22 protein-coding genes and 1 pseudogene are annotated in these 22,371 nt (G+C 61.5%); 12 read left to right on the forward strand and 11 right to left on the reverse strand.

Going from position 1 to position 22,371, the window contains the following annotated elements; genetic code table 11:
* Positions 1–152 precede the first annotated feature (152 nt).
* On the forward strand, positions 153–794 hold the full coding sequence (locus HWX32_RS09540) for a copper chaperone PCu(A)C (protein WP_175935666.1): 642 nt from the start codon (positions 153–155) through the stop codon (positions 792–794).
* Between the two features lie 108 nt (positions 795–902).
* Here HWX32_RS09540 and HWX32_RS09545 read toward each other — a convergent pair whose 3' ends face one another.
* The 3 genes from HWX32_RS09545 to HWX32_RS09555 all read right to left on the reverse strand — a co-directional run bounded on the left by HWX32_RS09545 (position 903) and on the right by HWX32_RS09555 (position 1,997).
* Complete coding sequence (locus HWX32_RS09545; RefSeq protein WP_175935667.1) at positions 903–1,127, reverse strand: hypothetical protein; 225 nt, start codon at positions 1,125–1,127, stop codon at positions 903–905.
* On the reverse strand, positions 1,117–1,551 hold the full coding sequence (locus HWX32_RS09550; RefSeq protein WP_175935668.1) for a hypothetical protein: 435 nt from the start codon (positions 1,549–1,551) through the stop codon (positions 1,117–1,119). The genes HWX32_RS09545 and HWX32_RS09550 overlap by 11 nt, the downstream gene beginning before the upstream one ends.
* Before the next feature lie 242 nt (positions 1,552–1,793).
* Positions 1,794–1,997: a hypothetical protein gene (locus HWX32_RS09555; protein ID WP_175935515.1), complete on the reverse strand. Its 204-nt coding sequence runs from the start codon at positions 1,995–1,997 to the stop codon at positions 1,794–1,796.
* A 246-nt stretch (positions 1,998–2,243) separates the two neighbouring features.
* Between HWX32_RS09555 and HWX32_RS09560 the strand changes: the two genes are divergently transcribed.
* Together HWX32_RS09560 and HWX32_RS09565 are read left to right on the forward strand one after the other, a co-directional pair.
* The gene (locus tag HWX32_RS09560) at positions 2,244–4,685 is read left to right on the forward strand and encodes a DUF262 domain-containing protein (RefSeq protein WP_175935669.1); all 2,442 of its coding nucleotides are present in this window, start codon (positions 2,244–2,246) and stop codon (positions 4,683–4,685) included.
* 195 nt (positions 4,686–4,880) lie between these two features.
* The gene (locus HWX32_RS09565; protein ID WP_175935869.1) at positions 4,881–9,833 is read left to right on the forward strand and encodes a DEAD/DEAH box helicase; all 4,953 of its coding nucleotides are present in this window, start codon (positions 4,881–4,883) and stop codon (positions 9,831–9,833) included.
* Between the two features lie 132 nt (positions 9,834–9,965).
* On the opposite strand, the gene HWX32_RS09570 is transcribed toward HWX32_RS09565, so the two are convergent.
* Positions 9,966–10,112 (reverse strand): hypothetical protein, encoded by a 147-nt coding sequence (locus HWX32_RS09570; RefSeq protein ID WP_175935670.1) that lies wholly within the window; start codon positions 10,110–10,112, stop codon positions 9,966–9,968.
* A 361-nt stretch (positions 10,113–10,473) separates the two neighbouring features.
* Between HWX32_RS09570 and HWX32_RS09575 the strand changes: the two genes are divergently transcribed.
* Positions 10,474–10,629, forward strand: a complete 156-nt coding sequence (locus HWX32_RS09575) for a hypothetical protein (protein ID WP_175935671.1) — start codon at positions 10,474–10,476, stop codon at positions 10,627–10,629.
* On the opposite strand, the gene HWX32_RS09580 is transcribed toward HWX32_RS09575, so the two are convergent.
* Positions 10,626–11,027, reverse strand: coding sequence for a low molecular weight phosphatase family protein (locus HWX32_RS09580; protein ID WP_175935672.1), 402 nt, complete (start codon positions 11,025–11,027; stop codon positions 10,626–10,628). The two genes, HWX32_RS09575 and HWX32_RS09580, sit on opposite strands and share 4 nt — an antisense overlap.
* 9 nt (positions 11,028–11,036) lie before the next feature.
* Positions 11,037–12,104, reverse strand: coding sequence for an ACR3 family arsenite efflux transporter (arsB, locus tag HWX32_RS09585; RefSeq protein WP_175935673.1), 1,068 nt, complete (start codon positions 12,102–12,104; stop codon positions 11,037–11,039).
* A gap of 55 nt (positions 12,105–12,159) precedes the next feature.
* Here arsB and HWX32_RS09590 point away from each other — a divergent pair, with 55 nt between their 5' ends.
* The 7 genes and pseudogenes from HWX32_RS09590 (at position 12,160) to HWX32_RS09620 (ending at position 18,128) form a co-directional block, all read left to right on the forward strand.
* Complete coding sequence (locus tag HWX32_RS09590) at positions 12,160–12,483, forward strand: helix-turn-helix transcriptional regulator (protein WP_175935674.1); 324 nt, start codon at positions 12,160–12,162, stop codon at positions 12,481–12,483.
* 117 nt (positions 12,484–12,600) lie between these two features.
* Entirely contained in the window at positions 12,601–13,188 is a 588-nt protein-coding gene (locus tag HWX32_RS09595) for a copper chaperone PCu(A)C (protein ID WP_175935675.1), read from the forward strand.
* A 71-nt stretch (positions 13,189–13,259) separates the two neighbouring features.
* Positions 13,260–14,177: pseudogene (locus HWX32_RS09600) on the forward strand (1,4-dihydroxy-2-naphthoate polyprenyltransferase); the annotation flags it as partial.
* 488 nt (positions 14,178–14,665) lie between these two features.
* Entirely contained in the window at positions 14,666–15,499 is an 834-nt protein-coding gene (locus HWX32_RS09605) for a MetQ/NlpA family ABC transporter substrate-binding protein (protein WP_175935676.1), read from the forward strand.
* 6 nt (positions 15,500–15,505) lie between these two features.
* Positions 15,506–16,528, forward strand: coding sequence for a methionine ABC transporter ATP-binding protein (locus HWX32_RS09610; RefSeq protein ID WP_175935677.1), 1,023 nt, complete (start codon positions 15,506–15,508; stop codon positions 16,526–16,528).
* The gene (locus tag HWX32_RS09615; RefSeq protein ID WP_175935678.1) at positions 16,529–17,215 is read left to right on the forward strand and encodes a methionine ABC transporter permease; all 687 of its coding nucleotides are present in this window, start codon (positions 16,529–16,531) and stop codon (positions 17,213–17,215) included.
* 10 nt (positions 17,216–17,225) lie between these two features.
* Positions 17,226–18,128 (forward strand): AEC family transporter, encoded by a 903-nt coding sequence (locus tag HWX32_RS09620; RefSeq protein WP_175935679.1) that lies wholly within the window; start codon positions 17,226–17,228, stop codon positions 18,126–18,128.
* A 129-nt stretch (positions 18,129–18,257) separates the two neighbouring features.
* Here HWX32_RS09620 and HWX32_RS09625 read toward each other — a convergent pair whose 3' ends face one another.
* A complete protein-coding gene (locus HWX32_RS09625) occupies positions 18,258–19,202 on the reverse strand; it encodes a hypothetical protein (RefSeq protein WP_175935680.1) in 945 nt (314 codons plus the stop codon).
* Positions 19,203–19,408: 206 nt separating this feature from the next.
* Complete coding sequence (locus HWX32_RS09630) at positions 19,409–19,756, reverse strand: DUF4229 domain-containing protein (protein WP_254868393.1); 348 nt, start codon at positions 19,754–19,756, stop codon at positions 19,409–19,411.
* 40 nt (positions 19,757–19,796) lie between these two features.
* Between HWX32_RS09630 and HWX32_RS09635 the strand changes: the two genes are divergently transcribed.
* Complete coding sequence (locus HWX32_RS09635) at positions 19,797–20,069, forward strand: hypothetical protein (RefSeq protein ID WP_075466096.1); 273 nt, start codon at positions 19,797–19,799, stop codon at positions 20,067–20,069.
* On the opposite strand, the gene HWX32_RS09640 is transcribed toward HWX32_RS09635, so the two are convergent.
* The 3 genes from HWX32_RS09640 to ccsB are packed head-to-tail and all read right to left on the reverse strand — an operon-like array spanning position 20,066 to position 22,365.
* Positions 20,066–20,326 carry a helix-turn-helix domain-containing protein gene (locus HWX32_RS09640; RefSeq protein ID WP_075466094.1) on the reverse strand — a complete coding sequence of 87 codons (261 nt, stop codon included), beginning with the start codon at positions 20,324–20,326 and terminating at the stop codon, positions 20,066–20,068. The two genes, HWX32_RS09635 and HWX32_RS09640, sit on opposite strands and share 4 nt — an antisense overlap.
* On the reverse strand, positions 20,327–21,322 hold the full coding sequence (galE, locus tag HWX32_RS09645; RefSeq protein WP_175935682.1) for a UDP-glucose 4-epimerase GalE: 996 nt from the start codon (positions 21,320–21,322) through the stop codon (positions 20,327–20,329). It abuts the gene before it with no gap.
* Positions 21,322–22,365 carry a c-type cytochrome biogenesis protein CcsB gene (gene ccsB / locus HWX32_RS09650; RefSeq protein WP_175935683.1) on the reverse strand — a complete coding sequence of 348 codons (1,044 nt, stop codon included), beginning with the start codon at positions 22,363–22,365 and terminating at the stop codon, positions 21,322–21,324. The genes galE and ccsB overlap by 1 nt, the downstream gene beginning before the upstream one ends.
* Positions 22,366–22,371: the final 6 nt, after the last annotated feature.

Genomic DNA, 22,371 nt, shown 5'->3' on the forward strand with positions numbered 1-22,371 from the left:
TTTGGCGCGGAAGCATACCCACCAGACCCGCACCCCAGGGGCACCCGGGAACTTCCGCGCCCCGGTGCTCGACTACTCCCCCACGAGATGCCCGCCGGAAACGGCGGCGCCGCCACCCCTGGGCAACGGTCCGGGCTAGGAAAGGAGACCCCATGAACCGTCGCGTTCTCACCGCCTGCGCCGCAGTCGCACTGGCTCTGTCCCTCACCGCTTGCGCGAACGAGGCGACCACCACCGCAACCGAGGCCGCCGCAACTACCGAGGCCACCGAAGCGGAGGCCACCGATAACAACACCGCCGGCACCGAAGCCACCGACATCGAGTTCCTCGACGCTTCCGTGCGTGCCAAGCCCGCCGCCGACGCCCCGGAGGGCACCGAGATGACCGCCATCTTCGGCACGCTGCAGAACAACACCGACGAGGACATCGAGCTCACCGGCTTCACCACCTCGCTTGGCGACGCGTCCTACGAGATCCACGAGGTTGTCGACGGCGTCATGCAAGCCAAAGAAACCGGCATCGTCATCCCGGCCGGCGAGTCCCACACCCTCGCCCCCGGCGCCGAGCACCTCATGATCATGGGCTACGCCCCCGAGATCCCCGCCGGCGACACCGTCACGGTCACCCTCGAGTTCGCCGACGGCTCCACCGCCGAGATCAAGGATGTAGCCGTGCGCACCATGCTGCCCGGCGACGAAAGCTACGGCGAGGACGGCGAGCTCCAGGGCCACCAACACGGCGCGGAGCACGAGGGCCACGGCGAGAACGCGGAACAGACCGAGCACAAGCACTAACGTCCGCCCATCGGGTCGCGCGCCTGCCCCTCAAGCAACGACGCCCCCTCACCCGCTTTATCGAGGGGCTTCTTGCTAATCGACGCTCCCCACCCCGGTGCCACTCCCTTACCGGGCGTTATCCTCCGGGTGCAGCACGATGTCAGGCACCCGGCTCTCGTCAACCTGGCCGTAGTTGGCCAGCCAACGCAGAAGAGGCGTGATCTCTCGGTCACTTTTACCCTCTTCGACTCGCTTGATGATGAATTTGGCCGCCGCCACCTCACCCATATGTGGCGGCCGCTTCGCAATGAGCAGCGGCCGCGGCTCTTCCGAATTCTGCTTATCCGTCATCGCCATCAGCCCCTTCAACGCCAGCTTCGAAATCGTGGTAAAACGCGTTTGCCACCGTCTCGGAAATCGTCCCCACAATCCTAACTTGATCAGGCTCCAGGAAGCTATAGTCGTCAAGCTCGTCGAGTAGCGCGATTCCCACCGTCACCTCAAATGGATTTTCTGACGCGCATAGCTCGGTTGCCCAACGTAGATCTTGATGCCATTCTCTGGATGTTTCTTGCCTCCGAGAATTCAGCACGGTGTGCGAGACACCCGCCCACGCAATGAACGCCGCGCCCAAGGGGCCGATCAGTTTCGCAGTGAAATCCAGTACCTGCGATGTCATTCTTGGCGGTCCCATTGCCAGAGCCACTCCATAGGACAACGCAACCGCTACCGCCAGGCCGCTTACAAGCCATGGGAAATTTTTCCAATTCTTCATGACCATTAGACGCGACAACCACGCAAGCGGTTCCCTCAACTTTCGGGATAGCTCGAATGCGACATTCCGCTGCCGTTCATCGTGGCTTTCCCCACGACCTCGAACACGTCTGCGCAATCCGGCTGCTGGCCGCGGTCTCAACCATCGCCTTCCGGGCCTTCGGCTTATCCGACTGATTCACGGGCTCGCGCTTCGACACCCGCCAGGCATGTCGACGTGCGTTGCCCGCCCGGCAAGTGAAGCTACGTAGTTCTCTCGGATGAAACTGGCACAACCTCAACCTCGAAGGCATTCGTCTCCAACCCGGATTGATACGCGATGGCTTCCACCACCGCCGCCTTCGCTTGGCCGAGCTGCTCAGCCTGCGATACCACGCCTAATTCTTCGCATTCCAGAACCCATACCCCGCTAGTACCGCGCTCTGCGGTAACCGTGTACACGTTCATCTGCACCGTCCTTTCGCCCGTGCCTGTTCCAATTCATAACTACTACTCGATGGGGCGACGCGACGCCTTTGAAAGATGGCACGCATGCGGATCATCGGTCATCGCGCAACACCGGAAGTTGCAGGGGCAGCTTTACGACGAGCCCCTGCCGGCAAGCGATCTTCGTTGACAACCAGAACCCTAATCGTGAGTTTGATACACATATGTTGACGTTGCACGCATTGATCGCACTGGAGACCATTCACTATGAAGGGCACAACTAACCCCATTCTCAACGCTTTCGACGGCAACCATAAAACGCTTTTCATCCCGGTTTACCAGCGGAATTATGATTGGCAGATCAAACAATGCGAAAGGCTCTTCCAAGACCTTGAGGAGATCATTGAGAAGGACCGCCCCAAGCACTTCTTCGGTGCCGTGGTGGGCAAGCCAGAGGGGTCCTGGCAGTGGGTTGTTATCGACGGCCAGCAGCGCCTGACCACGGTCAGCATCCTGATGCTCGCTTTGGCGAACGCTTTGCGAGCAGGCGAGATCGAATCGGATGACGATGAACTAGCACAGAAAATCGAACTCGACTATCTACGCGTCGGATCGAACAAAGACGAAACGAAATTCAAGCTTAAGCCGGTGAAAGACGATGATGCTGCATACCGTCGCCTTTTTGGACCGGAGAAAGAGTTCGTGGACGGATCGAACATCACCGAGAACTATCGGTACTTCCGCCAGCGGCTTGCGAAAACTCCGTTTACTGCGGATCAAATTTGGGACGCCATTCGCGCTCTCGAAGTGATGCACCTCGACTTGGAGGCATACGACGACGCACAACGCATATTCGAGTCCCTCAACTCCACTGGTCTCGAGCTCAAGGAAGCAGACAAGATCCGCAACTTCGTGCTCATGGGGCATGACTCCAAAACGCAGACTCGACTCTACGAAGAACGTTGGAACCCGATCGAGGAAAACAGTGGTTTCGAAACAGACGCGTTCATCCGTTGGTATCTCACAACGAAGACGTCCTCCACGCCGAAAGAGCAAGATGTCTACGAGGCTTTCAAGGGGTACGTGGCAAAGCGAGATCTGAAAACGGAAGACGTGCTGGGTGATCTTTACGAGTACTCGGGGTACTTCAAGAAACTGAAAAACGCGGCAACCGGCAATGCTTCAGTCGATCGATTGCTTGCGCGCATGAACCCGATCCGTGGTGCCGTCACGGTCCCGTTCCTCATGCCGCTCCTCCGCGAAGTCGAAAACGGCGAGACCTCATACGACGACTTCTACAAGGTCTTGAAAACGATCGAGTCATACATCACGCGCCGCTTCGTCGTCGGCATTGCGACCAACGCCTTGAACAAGATTTTCGCAACCGCGTTCTCGGAAGTGTCGAAGCTCCGTACAGACAGCCAGCCCTATGCAGAAGTTTTTGCGTACTCGCTGCTCCGACGCACTGGGTCAGGTCGTTTCCCCAGCGACGCGGAATTCCGCGAAGCCTTCTCCACGAAGAACATGTACGCATTGCGCGCGGCGTGGCGAGATTACATCTTCGACGTGCTTGAGAACGGCGATTCGAACGATGTGCGTGATATCTCGAGAGCTCTTCAGAACGGCGACATTTCGATCGAGCACATCATGCCACAGACTCTCACCCCTGCATGGAAGGAAGAACTTGGACCGGATGCTGACGAAATCCATGAGATTTGGCTGAACCGTATCGGCAATCTCACCGTTACCGGATACAACTCCTCATATTCCAACGCTCCTTTCGAGCGAAAGAAAACAATGCAGGATGGGCTGAACGGCACCCCCTACCGCCTTAACGACATGGTCAAGACTGCAGATTCTTGGGGCGTCGAGGAAATGCGTGAGCGCACTGAAGCGTTCACTGAGAAAGCCTTGAAGTATTGGATCGCTCCAACCACCACATTTGAACCCCCTGCTGCAGTTCTGCCAACCGAACCGATGGGCGACGAAGGAAGTTTTAAGGGCAGGGAAATTGTCTCGTTCCAGATCGGAGACTTCCACCAGACTGTCGAATCCTGGGCTGAGATGGTGCGGGTGCTGCTTGCACACCTGGTGCGGGAGCACAGGTCGGAAATTCTGGGGTACGTGAAGGACTACGGCCCTCTGAAGATCATCCGTGCGCAAGAGGAGACACCTGCTGAATGGCGGCGTGTGGACGAAAGCTTGATCGTGTTCACCGCAACCAACACAGACTCCAAGATCAGTTTCCTCCGCGGGTTGTTCGACCACCTTGGGATCGAAAATGATGAGCTAGTGTTCACCCTCCGCGCACTCAAAGGTGCGGCTATTACGCAAGCAGACACTCAAGGTTCCGCTGAGGCGGATGGAGATGAGCGCTCGGCCAACAAGTATGCGCCCATCACGAAGTACCTCGACGAATTTGACCAAGCGGAGTCCCTTAAAGGGCCGCTCGACTCCACAATGGAACTCCGCAAACAGTTTGCCGAGGACTTCGCAGCATTCGCCCCGGAGAATCCTGCGAGCCTTCTCGGCGGAACTCCGATCGGGGATTATCTAGCTTCTAGAAACCCGGCTGAGGCCTCGGAAGTTGAAGCACTTGCGGTGATCAGTCAAATTCTCGCCGCGGCATCGGTGCTCGGCCAGGGATACACCCACAACAGAATCGTCGACGGGACCCTCAGCGCTTGGGTACTCCGCCTAGCGGAGTGATGGACCCTGGACCACAGTAATAAGGGGCACGGAAAAAGCCCGCCCGGTGCTGCAACACCATAATTGGGCGGGCCGCTCACACAGGAAGGAAACCAAGCGTGAGCAGTACCTAAGGGTATGGACGCCCTACGGCAGAGTCAACTTCACTCCGACAATTCGCCTCCCCCGTTGCACAAGCACGGCAAAATGAAACGCATGTCGTCATTTGGTGAAGTCCTCGAGCAGCTCCGCGAAAACCAGCCCCAGGGAAAATACGGGATCGCGTTTGAGAAATTGATGGTGAATTTCTTCGAGGCGGATCCTGTCCTCTCGGCGCAGTTCGACGAAGTGCAGCGTTGGGACAAGTGGCGCTACAACGGGGGCAAGACTGACACAGGTATCGACCTCGTTGCACGCCGCAAGGACGACGGAAAATGGGTCGCTATCCAGGCGAAGTTTTACAAGGATTCGACGTACATCCAGAAGCAAAACATCGATTCGTTTTTCGAAGCCTCGGGGCATTCTTTCGAAACCGAGTCTGCGGTCGAGCACTTCGTGCACCGCTACATCATTTCCACCACGGATAAGTGGTCGAAGAACGCGGAGGAAGCTCTAGAAAATCAGCAGATCCCAACCAGCCGTATCGGTTATAGCCAGATCGCTGAGTCCCCCGTCAACTGGGACGTAGTGTTCCCCGGTTCTGAGATGCAGGTGCACCTCACGCGGCGCGAGACCTTCGAGCCTCGCCCACATCAGCAAGCCGCTATTAAAAACGTGATGTCTGGGTTCCAGTCACACGACCGCGGAAAGCTCATCATGGCCTGCGGAACGGGCAAGACCTTTACCGCACTGCGCCTTGCCGAACAGGTTGCTGAGGAAAACGGCGGCCGCGCCCGTGTTCTGTTCCTTGTCCCCTCAATCGCCCTCCTGGCGCAGACCCTGCGAGAATGGACCGCTCAAGCCCGCCTAGACCTCAAGAGCTTCGCCGTGTGTTCTGACAGCAAGGCGAGCCGTCAGGCTGAGGACATCGCTCCCTATGATCTCGAAGTCCCCGTGTCTACCGATGGCTCTGACATTGCAGCCCGCTTTGACTCCGGAAAACGGGCAAAGGGTCTCAACGTCGTTTTCTCCACGTACCAGTCGCTGCCTGCCGTACGCGAGGCCCAAGAGAAGGGCCTGAACGACTTCGACCTCGTCATTTGCGACGAAGCACACCGCACCACCGGCGTCACGCTTGCTGGCACAGACGAGTCAAACTTCGTCCGCATCCACGACCCCGAATACATAAAAGCTTCGCGCCGCCTTTACATGACTGCAACGCCTCGGTTGTTCGATGACTCGATCAAGGTCAAAGCTGAGGAGCATTCTGCGGAGATCGCCTCGATGGATGATGAGGCGATCTACGGCCCCGAGTTCCACCGGCTCGGCTTTGGGGAAGCGGTAGATAAAGGCCTACTCACCGACTACCGCGTTTTGGTCATGACAGTCGATGAAGATGTCGCTGCCGAAGCAATGGCACGCCACACGCAAGACGGCATGAACCTATCCACGGCCTCAGCAATGATTGGAGCATGGAACGGCCTGGCCAAGCGCTCTGGCCGGCTGCAGGGTGGGAAAGGCGGGTTCGAAGAGAACGCGGCCCCCATGCGCCGGACAGTCGCTTTCGCAAAAGACATCAAGACCTCGCGACTTATCGCAGATACGTACCCGGGCCTCATCGCGAGCCACCAGGAAACGCTTCGAGAGCACGCAGCGTTAAACGATGTCTCGCTCCACAACGTCGATCTCTCGGTCGCAGCCCAGCACGTCGACGGCAGCATGAACGCGATGGAGCGTGGCAACAAGATCGCGTGGCTTGAGGCTTCGATGGATGAAGACGAAACCCGTATCCTCACGAACGCCCGCTGTCTTTCAGAGGGTGTCGATGTCCCCGGGCTCGACTCCGTGATCTTCTTCAACCCTCGCAACTCGATGGTGGACGTGGTCCAGTCTGTCGGCCGCGTCATGCGCAAGTCCGAAGGCAAAGACTACGGTTACATCATCCTCCCCGTCGCTGTTCCTCCGGGGAAGTCGCCTTCTGAAGCGCTCGACGATAACACCCGTTTCAAGGTCGTTTGGCAGATCCTTAACGCGTTGCGAGCGCATGACGATCGCTTCAACGCCAAAGTAAATTCGATTGCTCTAAACGAGGGTTCGCCGCAAGAGCTTCCGATCATCGTGGAGCCGGTGATCGATCCGTATAAGGAGAAGCAAGAGAATCAGGAGAAGCTCGATAAGAGCGATACCACTACCGACACAACCCCGTATAGCTCGGGCGAGCTTACTGCGCAGCAGGTCGCACTGTTCTCGCTAGAGGGTTGGCAAGAGGCGATCTACACCAAGCTCGTGGACAAGGTGGGTACCCGCACCTATTGGGAAGATTGGGCTGACGATGTTGCAGTGATCGCGGAGAACCAGGTCGTCCGCATCAACAAACTCCTCGAGAACGCGAGTCCGAAGCTTGAGCGCGAGTTTGAGCGGTTTGTGGAAGGTTTGCGCAACAACCTCAACGACGGCATCACGCGGAACGACGCCATCAGCATGCTCTCCCAGCACCTCATCACCGCACCGGTGTTCAACGCGCTTTTCGAGGACCACGACTTCATCGAGCACAACCCCGTCGCCCAGGTGATGGAGCGTATGGTGCAGGCGCTTTCCGACGCCAACCTGGAATCCGAAACCGCCAGCCTTGATAAGTTCTACGAGTCTGTTCGTGTCCGCGCGTCGGAGGTCACCAGCGCATCCGGCAAGCAGCAAGTGATTAAAGATCTGTACGAGCGTTTCTTCCGCAAGGCCTTCAAGAAGCAGGCGGAGGCGCTGGGCATCGTCTATACCCCGGTGGAAATCGTGGACTTCATCCTCCGCGCCGCCGACGACGTTTCTCGCATGCACTTTGGTAAGGGGCTTACCGACGAAGGCGTCACCATCCTCGACCCCTTCGCCGGAACCTCCACATTCATGGTTCGCCTCCTACAGTCCGGTTTGATCAAACCGGAGGACCTCGCCCGCAAGTACGCGAGCGAGCTCTTCGCTACCGAGATCATGCTGTTGGCCTACTACGTCTCTGCCGTGAACATCGAGACGACGTACAACGCGCTGCGCACGGAACACGCGCGTATCGCCGGCGAACCCGAACCCGAGTACGAACCGTTCACAGGCATCGCGTTGGCCGACACCTTCCAGATCCACGAGGACGATGACATCCCGGACCTCGAGATCTTCGCCGAGAACAACGCATCCGTTGAGAGGCAGAAGGCAGCTCGCATCAACGTGATCGTTGGCAACCCGCCGTATTCCGCGGGCCAAAAGTCGGCTAACGACAATAATGCGAACCTCATCTATCCAAGCTTGGATCGCAGAATCGAGGAAACCTACGCCGCGAGGTCGGAAGTCCAGTTAAAAAACAAGCTCTACGATTCGTATATTCGGGCAATCAGATGGGCCTCGGACCGAATCGATGACCACGGAGTGATGGCTTTCGTGACGAATGGTGGCTGGATCGACGCTAACAACGCAGATGGCATTCGTAAAAGTCTCCAAGAAGAGTTCGCAGCCATTTATGTCTTCAATCTTCGTGGCAACCAGAGAACTTCCGGTGAGCTTTCCAAACGCGAAGGTGGCAAAGTATTCGGGTCCGGATCGCGTGCAACTGTCGCAATCCTAATTGCTGTTAAGGATCAACAGCCTAAGACTACGAGGATTTTCTACCGAGATATCGGAGACTACCTGTCAGCACCTGAAAAGCTCCGAATCGTTAAAGAATCGCGGCTAGAGACGATTGAATGGGAACATATATCTCCTAATCAACATGGAGATTGGATTCATGTTCGGTCCACTGAGTTTTCGACATATCCCGCCATCGGAGTAAAGAAAGATTCAGACACGAAACCCTTCTTCGTTTCTTATTCACTAGGGCTCGCAACGAATCGTGACGCTTGGGTCTACAACTTCTCGGAAGAAACTGTACGGACTAACGTAAATCGTTTAAGTAAAACCTATCATCGCGCGCTGGCAGAGATCACCGACGGCGAAACTTCCTCGGAACTGTTCGACCGTGCTCCGGAGTATTCGGATCCCACTGCTATTAAATGGGCACTCGGACTTACAAACCGCTTGAAAGCCAGAAAGTCGCTCAGTCTCGGCGGATCCGTCATCAATGCTCAGTATCGACCATTCCAGAAGCAGAAAGTGTTTTTCGACGAGGACCTCAACAACACTAGGGGTCGGCTCCCAAGCATGTTCCCCTCTCCTTCCACCCCAAATATTGGTTTCTATGTCGTTAACCCAGGGAACGACAAACCTTTTTCCGTCATGGCGACCCAGTTGGTGCCAGATCTAGCCTTTTATGGTTCAGGAGGCGGGCAGTTTTTCTCGCGCTTCACATGGAAAACTACTGAAAGACTCGACGGTGAGCTGATCGGCGTTTCGGATCTTCCCGGAGAGATAACCGACTTGTCCACGTACGGGCAGATAGGTGAAGTTGTCGACGGGTATTTGCGCGTGGATAACGTGACTGAAGAGATGAAGAAGCTGTACCGCGATGCGCTCGGCGAGGACATCACCGGTGACGACATTTTCCACTTCGTGTACGGCAAACTGCACGATCCGGAGTACCGCACAAAGTACGCGGCGGACCTAAAGAAGATGCTGCCGCATATTGAGACGCCTTCGGAACGTGAGGAGTTCGATAAGTTTGCGGCCGCCGGTAGAGAGCTGATGGACCTGCACGTGAACTACGAGGATCTTGAGCCCTACCCGCTTGAGGTAGAAGTGAAAGGTGATCCGGATGACCGCGAGACGTGGCGTGTTCTGAAGCCAAAGTGGGCGAAGAAGAAGGACCCCGAAACTGGGAAGAACGTCAACGACACGACGAAGATGATCTACAACAAGTTCGTGACCATCAGCGGGATCCCGGAAGAAGCCGAGGAATACCAGCTGGGATCGCGCTCGGCGCTCGGGTGGATCATCGACCGGTACCAGGTGAAGAAAGACAAGGCATCCGGGATTGTGAACGACCCGAACGACTGGGCGGACGAGGTAGGAAACCCGCGCTACATCGTGGACCTGGTTGGCAAGGTCACGCGCGTGGCGATGGAGACGAACCGAATCGTACGAGGGTTGGGAGAATAGCTCACGCAGGTTGACCTCTTGTGCGTGTCGGCGCAGCGGTTACAATTGGATGCGACATGACTGCTAATCATGTCGGCCCACACGGCTAGGCCCCCGCGCCGCTTTGAGGTACAGCGCGAGGGTTTGGTGAGACTAGCTATCTGGCCAGCCTGTTAGCTCACGGACGATGTCCGCGAGCAGATTGGCCAGAAGCCCGCCCACGGCCCGGATCGCGATTTCACGGATCGCTTTCCGGGCCTTCGGCTTGTCCGGCTGATCACCGGATTTGCGCTTAGGCATCCATCTCACCCCCTTCCCACGGTCGGAGTGAACCCTCACCAGAGAGCGCACCCGTCCCGCCTAGTGGCGGAGACGAGCGCGCCACTAGGAAGGGGTGCCCACAACGAGCACGACAAAGAACGTAGCAAGTGGGCCCGACACGGCTGTGACGTGCGGGGATGGTGACCCGAAGTCGTCGATAAGCGGGCGGCTACTAGGGCTCCGCGAGGGCCGACTCCCAAATGACCGCCTCAGCAATGAGGAGGTCTGCGAGCCTCTGGTTGTGGAAGCGCGAGTACATGGTTGAGCCGCGACGGTCGATGGTGTCGCGTATTGGCGCGTACAAAGCACAACCGTGTAATTCGTGCAACAATGCGTAAGCGTGAGGCTAGAGAAGCTACGCTCCCGTAAACCGTCCACAAATCCGAAGTACGCGACCTCCCCCTCGACTACCCACTACCGCGACACCTCGCCGGCGCGCATGCAGGCGTCCCGGTTGCGGCACAAGCAGCGAAAGCCGATGGTGCCGGCGTTCTAGGCCTTATCCAGGAGCTCGCTCACGAGCTTCTGCACGCGGGCGTCGATGTCGTCGCGCACCAGGCGCATGCGTTCGGGTCCGGTGATGTCGCGGGCCGAAGGTTCGTCGATAAGCCAACGCTCCGTGTTGGGGGCGTCGAGCTGGACCTCGGAGCCAAGCAGCACCACGCGGTCGGCGGTGCGCAGCACCTCCGGATCGATCGGTTTTGGCACACCCTGAGACATGTCGGCGCCGACTTCCGCGATGGCCTCGACGGATTCCTGGTTGAGTTTCGTGCCGGGCTCGGTGCCGGCGGAGTGGATCTCGAGGCGCTCGCCCGCGTGCTTTTCGGCAAGCGCTGCGGCCATCTGGGATTTGCCGCTGTTGCGGACGCAGAGGAAGAGGACTTTGGGGCGCATGGGGGCTCCTTAGTTGGGAAGGGTTGGGTCGGCCGGGAAGAGGCGCGGGCCGAGGGCGCGCATGACGTAGACAAGGCCGACGAGGACTGGGATTTCAATGAGGGGGCCGATCGTACCGGCAAGCGCCTGGGCGGACTCGGCGCCGAACGTGCCGATTGCCACCGCGATCGCCAGCTCAAAGTTGTTGCCGGCCGCGGTGAAGGACACGGACGCGGATTGGGCGTAGTTCATGCCGGTTGCCTTGGTCACGATCAGCGCGATGGTGAACATGCCCACGAAGTAGATGAGCAGCGGCACGGCGACGCGGGCGACGGTCCACGGCTGCGAAAGAATCTGGTCGCCCTGCAGGGAAAACAGCAGCACGATCGTGTACAGCAGACCGATGAGCGCCAGCGGGGAGATCTTGGGCAGGAAGGTGTTCTCGTACCAGTCGCGGCCCTTGGTGCGCTCGCCGATGATGCGCGAGCACACGCCGGCGAGAAGCGGGATGCCAAGGAAAACGAGGACTGCGGTAACGATGGCGGTGAAGGAGAAGTCCGCCGAGGTGGTTTCCAGGCCCAGCCAGCTCGGGAGCACCTGCAGGTAGAACCAGCCGAGCACGCCGAACATGAGCACCTGGAACACCGAGTTGATGGCCACCAGCACGGCGGTGGCCTCCCTGTCCGCGCACGCCAGGTCGGACCACACCAGCACCATGGCGATGCAGCGGGCCAGCCCCACGATGATCAGCCCCGTGCGCAGCTCCGGGGCGTCCGGCAGGAAGATCCACGCCAGCGCGAACATGAACGCGGGGCCGACGATCCAGTTCAGGATAATAGAGACCGTCATCAGGCGTTTGTCGGCGGTGATTTCGCGGGTTTTGTCGTAGCGCACCTTGGCCAGCGGCGGGTACATCATGACCAGCAGGCCAAGCGCGATCGGCAGGGAGATGCCGCCGACCTCCAGGCTCTTCAACGTGTTACCCAAGCCGGGGGCCACGCGGCCCAGGCCGAGGCCCAGCGCCATGGCCAGCAGGATCCACACCGGCAGGAAGCGGTCGAGGAAGGACAGGCGGGGCGGCTTGGTATTGATGCTCATCAATGCGAATGGTAAGCGCTGGTATTGGCGCTCGTCAATATGAGAAGGTGGGAGCATGAATTCCGATGCGCCATGCTGTTCCCTAAGCGCGGGCCCGCTCAACGACGATGAGGCCGAGCACTACGCCGCCCTATTCAAGGTGTTGGCGGAACCGGGCCGCCTTCAGTTGCTCTCCCGGCTCGCGGCCGAGGGGTGCGAGCCGATGAGCGTTACCGAGTTGGCGCAGCTCTCCGGCCTAAGCCAGCCGACGGTGTCACACCACCTGAAGAAACTCACCGACGCCGGACTGCTGGAAAAGGAGCGCTCAGGACGGGTAGTGACCCACCGTGTGCGCCCCGAGCCGTTTGCCGACCTCCGCGCGGTTCTGCAGATGGACTAGGAGGCCGGGGAACTTCCCGGCCCCGGCGCGCGACTACTCCCTCATGACGTGTCCGCCCGCAAGCGCGGCACCGCAGCACCAAGGGCAGATGCCCTGATTAGACAGAAGGAGCATTCCATGAACCGCCGTGTTTTCGCAGCCTGCGCCGCTGGCGCACTGGCACTGTCCCTCACCGCCTGCGCGAACGAGGAGACCACTACCGCTACCGACGCCACCGGGGCCACTGCAGCCGCGGACGCCGCCGACGTTGATTTCCTCAACGCCACCGTGCGCGCTAAGAACGCCGCGGATGCGCCGGACGGCAACGATATGACCTCCATCTTCGGCACGCTGCAGAACAACACCGACGAGGACATCGAGCTCACCGGTTTCTCCACCTCCCTGGGCGAGGCATCCTACGAGATCCATGAGGTTGTGGACGGCGTGATGCAGCAGAAGGAAGGCGGCATCATCATCCCCGCCGGCGAATCCCACGAGCTTAAGCCCGGCGCGGACCACTTCATGGTGATGGACTACGCGCCGGAGATCCCGGCCGGCGACGCCGTTACTGTCACCCTCGAATTCGCGGACGGCTCCACCGCCGAGATCAAGGACATCGCCGTTCGCACCATGCTGCCTGGCGACGAAAGCTACGGCGAGGACGGCGAGCTCCAGGGCCACCAGCACGGCGCGGAGCACGATGGAAGCGAAGGCCACGACCACTAGGGGGGCATTTGCTTCACGACGAGCTGGAGACGCTCTAGCCCCCGCCAGCGGAACAGGGCATGATGGTGGGCATGACTGCTCCCGCGCCCGAGTCCGCCGTACCGCAAGGTCCCAGCACAGGAAACGCCGCCACCTTCCACGATTGGTGGCAGGCGGCGCGTCCGCATACGTGGCCGAACGCCATCGCCCCCGTGGTCGCCGGTACCGGCGCGGCCGCGCTGTACGGCCAGGCGCACATCGGCCGGGCGCTGCTCGCGCTCATTGTGTCGTGGGCGCTGATCGTGGGCGTGAACTACGCCAACGATTACTCCGACGGCATCCGCGGCACCGATGAGGGACGCACGGGCCCGACACGCCTCACCGCGTCCGGGCTCGCCCGGCCGGAGGAAGTGAAGCTCGCGGCGTACGCGGCGTTCGCGTTGGCGGCGGTTGTGGGGCTTATCCTCACCATCACGGCTGGGGCGTGGTGGCTGATCATCATCGGCGCTGCCTGCATCCTGGCGGCGTGGTTCTACACCGGCGGGGAGCACCCGTACGGCTACGCCGGGTTCGGCGAGCTGGCCGTGTTCGTATTCTTCGGGCTCGTTGCGGTGATGGGTACCGAGTTCGTGCAGTCCGGGTTTGTGAGCTGGGAGGGCTTCCTGCTCGCCTTGGGCGTCGGTGCGATCTCCGCGTCGGTGAACCTGGCGAACAATATCCGCGACATCCCCACGGACGCGGCCGCGGGTAAGCGGACCCTCGCGGTGCGCATTGGCGACGAGCACGCGCGCACCCTGTTCTGCGTCCTCACGCTCGTGCCGTTCATCGTGTCGGTGGCGCTGTGCATGTCGTTTTTGCCGTCGCTGGCTGGGCTAGCGGCGCTGCCGCTAGCTGTGGCGTCCATCCTGGTGGTGCGCCGCGGCGCGCAGGGCGCGGACCTTATCCCGGTGCTGGGCATGAACGGCCGCGCGATGCTGGCGTGGGCGCTGATTTCCGCTCTCGCCTTCGCGTTCGGCGGCGCCGCGCTCGGGCGCACGGTGCCGTACGAGGATGAGCCGTCGAGCCAGAACTCGTTCTTAGAGGACCCGTTCGCCGAGGACCCGCTCGCGGTGCCTGGCGACGAGTACGGCAGCGCCGACGAATACTTCGACAGCGTCACGGAAACTGAGACTGAAACCGAGACAGAGACCCGCACGGAGGTGTCCACAGAGCTGGAAACCCCGGTGATTGCCACCGAGCCGCAGGTGTACAGCCCGTTCGCGGACCCGTACGACGAGAACGACCTGTACGGCGACGCGGACGTGGTGATCACGGAGTAAGCCAACCGCGTGAATGATAATCCCCGGGTGCCGCCCGGGGATTTTTGCTGTTCAGCGATGGTTGGGGGTCAAACTTCGCGGCGCCGGACGAGACCTTAGACAGCCTAGTTTTGAACTTATAGACAGAGTTGTTTATTCTCTCGGGAGGTTATTCTGCCCTGAAGAGAGGAAGCACGCAAATGCTGAAGAAACTCACCGCCGTCACCGCGGCTGCCGCCCTGTCCCTTGGCCTGGTGGCCTGCTCCGGCGAGAGCGCCGACACCGAGGCCGCTGGCGACACGAAGACTATCCGCGTGGCCACCTCCCCTGGTCCGTACTCGGAGCTGTTCACCGACGGTGTCGCGCCCATCCTGGAGAAGGAGGGCTACAACGTTGAATTTCAGTCCTTCACCGACCTGAACCAGGCCGACGCGGCGCTCGCCGAGGATCAGGCAGACCTGAACGTGGACCAGCACTCCGCGTGGATCAAGGTGTTTAACGAGGAGAAGGGCGCGAACCTTACCTCGATTACCGAGGTGCCCACGGTGCCGGCTGGCCTGTACTCCGATAAGCACACGGACATCAACGAGGTAGCGGACGGCCAGTCGGTGGCCATCCCGCAGGACGGCTCTAACAAGTCTCGCGCGATCCACGTGCTGGTGGACGCGGGCTGGATCACCCTGAACGACGCCGCGGACGACACACTGCTCTCCGAGGCGGACATCAAGGACAACGTGCACAACCTGGAGATCATCCCGATGGACTCCGCGAATATGTCTCGCTCGCTGCCGGACCTGGACTGGGCGGTTATCCCGGGCTCCATGAGCTACGCCGCGGGCCTGGATCCGAAGCTGCAGGTTTTCCAGGAGACCCTGCGCCCGGAGCTGATCCTGGTGGCCACCACCACCGAGGACAAGAAGGATTCCGAGTGGGCGAAGGCCGTGGCTGACGCGTACCGCTCCGAGGAGTTCAAGGAGTACTTCGACGCCAACAACGAGAACAACTACTGGTTCCTGCCGGAATCGCTGCAGTAAACCCACATGTCTGAACACGCCATCGTTTTCAACCACGTCTCCAAGACCTTCGACACCGCTTCCGGCCAATTCGCGGCGCTGGACGATATTTCGTTTACCGTACCCAAGGGCGGGGTCTCCGGTGTGGTGGGCACCTCCGGCGCGGGCAAGTCCACGCTGATCCGCACGGTCAATGGGCTGGAAACTCCCACGTCCGGCACCGTCGAGACCCTCGGCGTTGAGCCCGCCACGCTGCGCCCGAAGCAGCTGCGCAACCTGCGCAGCGAGGTGTCGATGGTGTTCCAAAACTACAACCTTTTGGAGACGAAAACGGTGGCGCAGAACGTGGCCACCCCGCTCGTGCTGGCGAAGGTGCCGAAGGCGGAGGCGCAGCGTCGCGTCGCTGAGGCGCTCGAGATGGTGGGGCTCGCGGACCGCGCGGATCACAAGCCGCGCCAGCTTTCCGGCGGTCAGCGCCAGCGCGTGGGCATTGCGCGTGCACTGGTGACCAATCCGAGCATTTTGCTTTGCGACGAGCCCACGTCCGCCCTCGATCCCCTCACCACTACCCAGATCCTGGACCTGTTGCGGCGCATCAACTCCGAGTTGGGCGTGACCATCCTGTTGATTACGCACCAGATGGACGTCGTTGCCCGGCTAGCCGACGAGGTCGCCGTGCTGGAAGCCGGCAAGCTGGTCGAGTTCGGCCGTGTGGCCGACGTGTTCGCCGACCCGCAGGCCCCGCTCACCCAGCGCTTCGTGGAGACGGTAGTGCCCCGCGAGATCCCCGACGCGGTGCACGCGGCCGTCCGGGACGGCGTGTACGACCGGGTCGTGCAGCTCACCCACACCGGCGACGCCGCCGCAGGCGTGTTTACCCACCTGGTCAGTGACTTCGGTGTGGATGCGCAGCTGTTGGCGTCGTCAGGCACCGAGCTCGCCGACACCACCGTGGGCACCACCCTGCTCGGCCTGCGCGGCGGCAACACCGCGGACGCTCTTGCCTGGCTGGGCGGTCTCGAGGGCGTGCAAGCAAAGGAAGTGGAGTAAATGGAACAGCTCAACACCTGGTGGCGCGACACGACCGGTTCGCGCGTGACCCCGTCCATGTACGTCGACTCCTTCGGCGAGACGCTCTACATGGTGGGCATCTCCCTGTTCATCGGCGCACTGGTGGGTATCCCGCTCGCGCTCGCGCTAGTGATCACCCGCCCCGGCGGCCTAAAGCCGAACAAATTCGTCTACGGGCTGCTCAACGTGTTGGTGAACATCGTGCGTTCCCTTCCTTTCATCATCCTGCTTGTGGCCATCTCCCCCTTCACGCGCGTGATCGCGGGCACCGCCATCGGCACCACGGCGGCGCTCGTGCCGCTGACGCTGTACATCGCCCCGTTCATCGCAAGGCTTATCGAGCAGTCGCTGCTGGAGGTCGGCCCCGGCATCACGGAAGCCGCCGACTCCATGGGCGCAACCATGTGGCAGACCATCCGCCACTTCCTACTCCCTGAGGCGAAAAGCTCCATCATCCTGGCCATTACCACCGCCACCGTGGGCCTGATCTCCGCCACCGCGATGGCGGGCACCATTGGCGGCGGCGGCGTGGGTGACTTGGCCATCTCCTACGGCTACCAACAGTTCGATTCGGTGGCCATGCTCACCACCGTGATCATCCTGATCATCGTGGTGCAAGCCATCCAATCCCTGGGTAACAACCTGGCACAGCGCGCACGGGCTTAAGCTCGAAGACGTGCTCGACGTACTCACCGGCTTCGCAATCATCTTCGCCGTCATCGCGGCGGGATGGTTGCTTTCGCAAAAAGGCGTCATCGGCCCCGGCGATGAGCGCTTGATGCTCAACCGCATCGCGTTTTACGTGGCCACGCCATCGCTCATCTTTTCCTCCGTGGCTACGTCGGACACCTCGGCGTTCTTCTCGCCGGTGGTGCTGGTGATCGCGGTGGCTACCGCGGCCACCATGCTGGTGTACTGGGCGATCAGCGCCGCGGCGTTCAGGCAGGACACCGCGGAGACCATGGCGGGAGCTGCGTCGGCAAGCTACTACAACTCGGTGAACATCGGGCTGCCCATTGCCACCTACGTGCTTGGCGACGCCACCTTCGTCGTCCCCGCCCTCGTCCTGCAGATGGCGGTACTCTCCCCCGTCATCATCGCCGGCCTGGACCGCGGCTCGTCCGGGTTCATGAAGTCCATGTGGTCCGGCCTTACCGCCCCGGTGGTCGTCGCGGCGTTCGCAGGGTTTGCGGTCTCCGCACTCGAGGTGGAGGTGCCGGAGCCGGTGTTAGCCCCGCTGCAGATTCTCGGCGGGGCATCGATCCCGCTGATCCTGATGAGCTTCGGCGCCTCGCTCACCGGCGAGAAAGTCCTCGCCTCCCACCGCGGCCCCACCCTGACCGCCACGGCGCTGAAGCTCGTGGGCATGCCCGCCATCGCGTGGGCGGTAGGCACCGCCCTGGGGCTTACTGGCGACGAGCTCTACGCCGCCCTCATCCTCTCCGCCCTGCCCACCGCGCAAAACGTGTACAACTACGCCGCGACGTACGGCTCCGGCGAAGTGATCTCGCGCGACACCGTCTTCCTCACCACGTTCCTCGCGCTGCCGGCCATGCTGGTCATCGCCGCGGTGTTCTAGGGGGTTCTCGGGCCCCACCCCGCCAAAACCGAGCCAACGGGTGCGATCCAAGGTGTTATATTTACACCGACAGCGCGAATAAAACGGATGGACCGGTTCCTGTGGCTCGGTTTTGGCCGCGGGACGGCCCTACCCAATCCGAAGAGCGAGCGCCTCGCGCGACGCCAGAGTCTCCCGCACCTGCGCGATGAACTTTTCGGGGTAGTCGCGGATGAAGTCCGGGCTGTACCGGAGGAAGACGAACCCCTGATTGCCGATAAACTTCTGCCGCTTCATCTCCGCCTTCCACGCCTCTTCCCCGCCCGGCCCCTCGTACTTGAGGTCGCCGTCGATCTCGATCACGAGCCAGCCGTCGACGCAAATATCGACGAACTTCCCGCCGACCTCGAATTGCGGAGCCAAATTGCCGATGCCCGCCTCGATTAACAGCGCCCTGGCGAGGGTTTCGTACGGCGATTCCGAGTTGGCCACCCCGTACTTCAGGCAGCGCCGCGCGACGGCGATCCCCTTCGCCCGGCCCATGAGCCGGATCTTTCGCTCGATTTCGTCGACCGTCTTGCCGCGCCGCAGAACATAATCGAGCGCGATTAGCCCCTCGGCGAAGCCGTGGTAGCGGGCGATGTCGATAAACGTGCGCACCGGGTCAGTCACCCGGTGGCCCTCGTAGGTGAGCACCTCTTCCGGCACCAGCCTGGAGCGCCGGAAGATGAAATTCCGCCGCTTTTTACGGTTAGGCGAACTGCCTTGCGACGGAAGCGCCACCTCCACGCACTCGTCATCCAGGCTCACCACCCACATCCCCAGCTTCCGCGCCGCAGACCTGCCGACGAGCACAGCCGATCTGCTGCTCATCGCGGCGGCCTCCACCTCGACCCAGCGCCGCTCGTGGAACGGGAGCTCGCGCCACACCTTCTTGGGAAACCAGATGACGGGGTCCACCTCGATCCACTCGCCCCGCATCTCGGGCAGTTTCTCTCGCGGCAGCCCGCGCAAATCGACGAACTGCCCCCGCAGCTCGTTTTTCCGCTGATCCCAGCGCCGCAGCACCTGTTGATTCTCTTTATCGATCCCCATACACGCTTAGACTCCGCCAAGCGGCCCCCGGTTCCCTCCCCCACGAAAAACCGCCGCCTTTTCCCACACCGAGCCACCAAACCCGATCCATACGGTTAAATTCACCGGCGGGGCGTGAATATAACTCCCTGGTCCGCTTCCTCTGGCTCGGTTTTGCGGTGGGGGGACGGGCGGGCAGGCGGACGGGTGGGGACGACCCCAGCCCCCTAGCGCCCGTCCAACTCGCGGCGCACCCACTCCTTGCGCTCCGTGCGCTGGCGCTGCAGCTCCGCCACCGCGGCGTTCGCCTCGAGGCGGCTGCGCTTGAACACCAGCATGGACAGCGGGAACGCCACAATGAGCGCCAACAGCGCCGACATGATCACCGGCACCGGCGCGCCAATGAGCATGGCGAACGCCTGGATGAGCACCGTCAGGCCGATAAACAGCAACAGGCGGTACAGGCCGTAGAGGGCCACCGCCTTGTTCGCACGGGATTTCGCGCGCGGGTCAACCTCGGGGGCTTCCACTGCTTCTGCGGCTGTGTCTTGGGGGGCTCGGGCTGCGTCGTTCACAGTGCATAACCCTAACGGGCGACCAAGTATGTTGGAAGTCATGGGAAGAGTGCTACTTATCCTCCTGGTCGCCCTCGCCATCTTCTTGTTGTGGCGGGCCTTCGGCCCGGGCTCGAAAGAACGCTACGGCACGCCGGCGAAGGAGCAGCCTCCGGCCATCAAGGGACCGGACGACGACGAAGAGTTCCTGTGGAACATCGAGAAGAACCGCTTCAAAGAACGCCGCGCGAAAGAAGAGGCGGAACGCAAGCGCCTCGAGGAAGAGGAGCGCCGGCGCCGCCGCGGTGGCGGGGACGACCCAAAAAACGCCTAATTTTTCTCCCGCAGCACCATCTCGAGGTCCAGCGTCTCCGCGACCGCGATGAGCTTCTCCCAGCGCACACCCGCACCTCCGTGCTCGATGGTGTGCAAGGTGGAGCGCGACACCCCGGCTGAGTCCGCCACCTCCTGCTGCAGGCGCCCGGTGGCGCGGCGGCGCTCGCTGATCTGCTGGCCGAGCTTAATCAGCTTCGGGTTCTCGCTAGCCGGCTTGCCGGTCTTCTTACGCGGCGCGTTGCGCGGTGTAGTCATCTAGGTCTCCTCCCCCGCCAACACCGCGGGCAGTTTCTCGGCCCAGGCGAGCGCGTCGCGCACCCCGTCGGCAATGGAACGCTCCGCGGTCCAGCCCAGCACCTCGCGCGCCTTGTCGGTACGGCTCGCGCACCCCACCACGTCGCCCGGGCGGGCGGGGCCGGTGCGCACGTCCAAGGGCGTGCCGGTGGCTTCGCCGAACGCCTCCGCCAACTCGAAGACGGTGGTGCCCTGGCCGGTGCCCAGGTTGATCACGTCGTAGCCGGTGCTCACCTCGTCGAAACGCTCAAGCACCGCCACGTGCGCACGCGCGAGGTCCCAGACATGGATGTAGTCGCGCAGGCCCGAGCCGTCGCGGGTGGGCCAGTCCACCCCGGTGACGGTGAAAGGCCGACCTGCGTTGTGCGCCTCAATCATCTTGCCCATCGCGTGCGTGGGCGCCGGGTTCTGCAGGCCGGTGCGCAGCTTCGGGTCCGCGCCGATCGGGTTGAAGTAGCGCAGCGCAATCACGTTCAGCCTGCCGGTCGCCGCCGTGTCTTTAAGCACCCGCTCCAGCAGGAACTTCGACGCCGCGTACGGGCTTTGCGGGTCGACGGGGCTGGATTCGTCCACCATGTAGTCCGGCCCCGGCTCGTACATCGACGCCGTGGAGCTCAAGATGAACCGCCGCACGCCCAGGCGGTCCAGCGCCTGCAGCAGGGTGATGGATTTGCCCACGTTGTTGTCGTAGTACGCAAGCGGCTTATCGACGGATTCCGGCACCACGATCTTCGCTGCACAGTGCACCACTGCGTCGATGTCCGGATGCTCTTCGCCGATGCGGTTCAGCAGTTCGACGTCCGCGATGTCGCCCTCGTAGCAGGCGAAACGCTCGCCGAAGGCGTGCAGGCCGGTGGAGTAATCATCCAGAATCACCGGCGTGATGCCAGCATCGTCGCAGCACGACGCGATGGTTGAGCCGATGTAGCCGGCACCACCAGTAATGAGTACCTTCACTATCCCAGCCCCGCGTACGAGTGCAGGCTGGCCAGCACCGTGTTGACGTACGTCATGTTGAAGATGGTCATGCCCATGGCGAACACGTTAATCCAGGCGGCCGTGGTGCTCTTCCAACCGGCCGTGGCGCGGGCGTGAAGGTACGCCGCGTAGAGGATCCACGTGATCATGGAGACGGTTTCCTTCGCGTCCCAGCCCCAGAAGCGGCCCCAGGCCACCTCCGCCCAGATAGCGCCGAAGACGATGCCGATGCCGAACAGCGGCAGAGTGATCACCGCGGTCTTGTACGCGATTTGGTCCAGCGTCTTCGCGCTCGGCAGCGGGCGCGCCAACATGCCGAAGAATCCGTGCTCGGACCCCTTTGGCTGCCACATGCGCAACAGGTAGAGCAGCGCGAACACGCCGGAGACCAAACCGACGGACGCGCCGATGGACACGGTGGACACGTGCACCGGCATCCAGTAGGACTGCAGCGCCGGGACCACGGGCGCGGCCTGCATGTGGAACACCGTGGAGTTCAAGAACATCGCGATGACCATGGGGAACAGAAGCCACGGCCACACGGTGTGCCAGCCGCGTCGCTGGATCACCACGGCGGCGACCACCATCACCACCGCGGTCATGAACAGGATGTACTCGTACAGGTTGCCCAGCGGGAAGCGCCTCGCGGCGAGACCGCGGGTAACAAAGGCGGCGAGGTGCAACGCCACGCCGACCCACACCAGCGCCTGCGTCATTCCGGCCCACTTGCGGGCGGAGGCGAGTTTGGCCTCGTACTCCTCGTCGGTAATGGGGTCCGTATTGGGGTCGGACACGGAAGCGTCGATAAGCTCCTGCCCCTCCACTACCGGCGGGCCTCCGGCGCCGACCGCAACCTTTGAGCTGGCGGCGGCTTGTGCTTTGAGCTTCTCGCGGCGCACCTCGATGACGCTGTTCACGCGGCCGTAGTACACGAACGACATGATCAGCGCGACGATGTAAATGATGAACGCGGTGCGGAAGGTCAGATCGGAGAGCTCTGCCATTGTGGAATCGACAAGCATGAACTC

It is taken from the genome of Corynebacterium sp. Marseille-P4321 (assembly GCF_903645305.1).
Classification (GTDB): domain Bacteria; phylum Actinomycetota; class Actinomycetes; order Mycobacteriales; family Mycobacteriaceae; genus Corynebacterium.

Coding starts and splice junctions, on each gene's coding strand:
- HWX32_RS09570 (WP_175935670.1), bottom strand. CDS start 10,112: ATGCCTAAGCGCAAATCCGGTGATCAGCCGGACAAGCCGAAGGCCCGG.
- ccsB (WP_175935683.1), bottom strand. CDS start 22,365: ATGCTTGTCGATTCCACAATGGCAGAGCTCTCCGATCTGACCTTCCGC.
- arsB (WP_175935673.1), bottom strand. CDS start 12,104: ATGAGCATCAATACCAAGCCGCCCCGCCTGTCCTTCCTCGACCGCTTC.
- HWX32_RS09540 (WP_175935666.1), top strand. CDS start 153: ATGAACCGTCGCGTTCTCACCGCCTGCGCCGCAGTCGCACTGGCTCTG.
- HWX32_RS09560 (WP_175935669.1), top strand. CDS start 2,244: ATGAAGGGCACAACTAACCCCATTCTCAACGCTTTCGACGGCAACCAT.
- HWX32_RS09610 (WP_175935677.1), top strand. CDS start 15,506: ATGTCTGAACACGCCATCGTTTTCAACCACGTCTCCAAGACCTTCGAC.
- HWX32_RS09635 (WP_075466096.1), top strand. CDS start 19,797: ATGGGAAGAGTGCTACTTATCCTCCTGGTCGCCCTCGCCATCTTCTTG.
- HWX32_RS09565 (WP_175935869.1), top strand. CDS start 4,881: ATGTCGTCATTTGGTGAAGTCCTCGAGCAGCTCCGCGAAAACCAGCCC.
- HWX32_RS09625 (WP_175935680.1), bottom strand. CDS start 19,202: ATGGGGATCGATAAAGAGAATCAACAGGTGCTGCGGCGCTGGGATCAG.
- HWX32_RS09580 (WP_175935672.1), bottom strand. CDS start 11,027: ATGCGCCCCAAAGTCCTCTTCCTCTGCGTCCGCAACAGCGGCAAATCC.
- HWX32_RS09640 (WP_075466094.1), bottom strand. CDS start 20,326: ATGACTACACCGCGCAACGCGCCGCGTAAGAAGACCGGCAAGCCGGCT.
- HWX32_RS09590 (WP_175935674.1), top strand. CDS start 12,160: ATGAATTCCGATGCGCCATGCTGTTCCCTAAGCGCGGGCCCGCTCAAC.
- HWX32_RS09595 (WP_175935675.1), top strand. CDS start 12,601: ATGAACCGCCGTGTTTTCGCAGCCTGCGCCGCTGGCGCACTGGCACTG.
- HWX32_RS09555 (WP_175935515.1), bottom strand. CDS start 1,997: ATGAACGTGTACACGGTTACCGCAGAGCGCGGTACTAGCGGGGTATGG.
- HWX32_RS09605 (WP_175935676.1), top strand. CDS start 14,666: ATGCTGAAGAAACTCACCGCCGTCACCGCGGCTGCCGCCCTGTCCCTT.
- HWX32_RS09615 (WP_175935678.1), top strand. CDS start 16,529: ATGGAACAGCTCAACACCTGGTGGCGCGACACGACCGGTTCGCGCGTG.
- HWX32_RS09550 (WP_175935668.1), bottom strand. CDS start 1,551: ATGAAGAATTGGAAAAATTTCCCATGGCTTGTAAGCGGCCTGGCGGTA.
- HWX32_RS09545 (WP_175935667.1), bottom strand. CDS start 1,127: ATGACGGATAAGCAGAATTCGGAAGAGCCGCGGCCGCTGCTCATTGCG.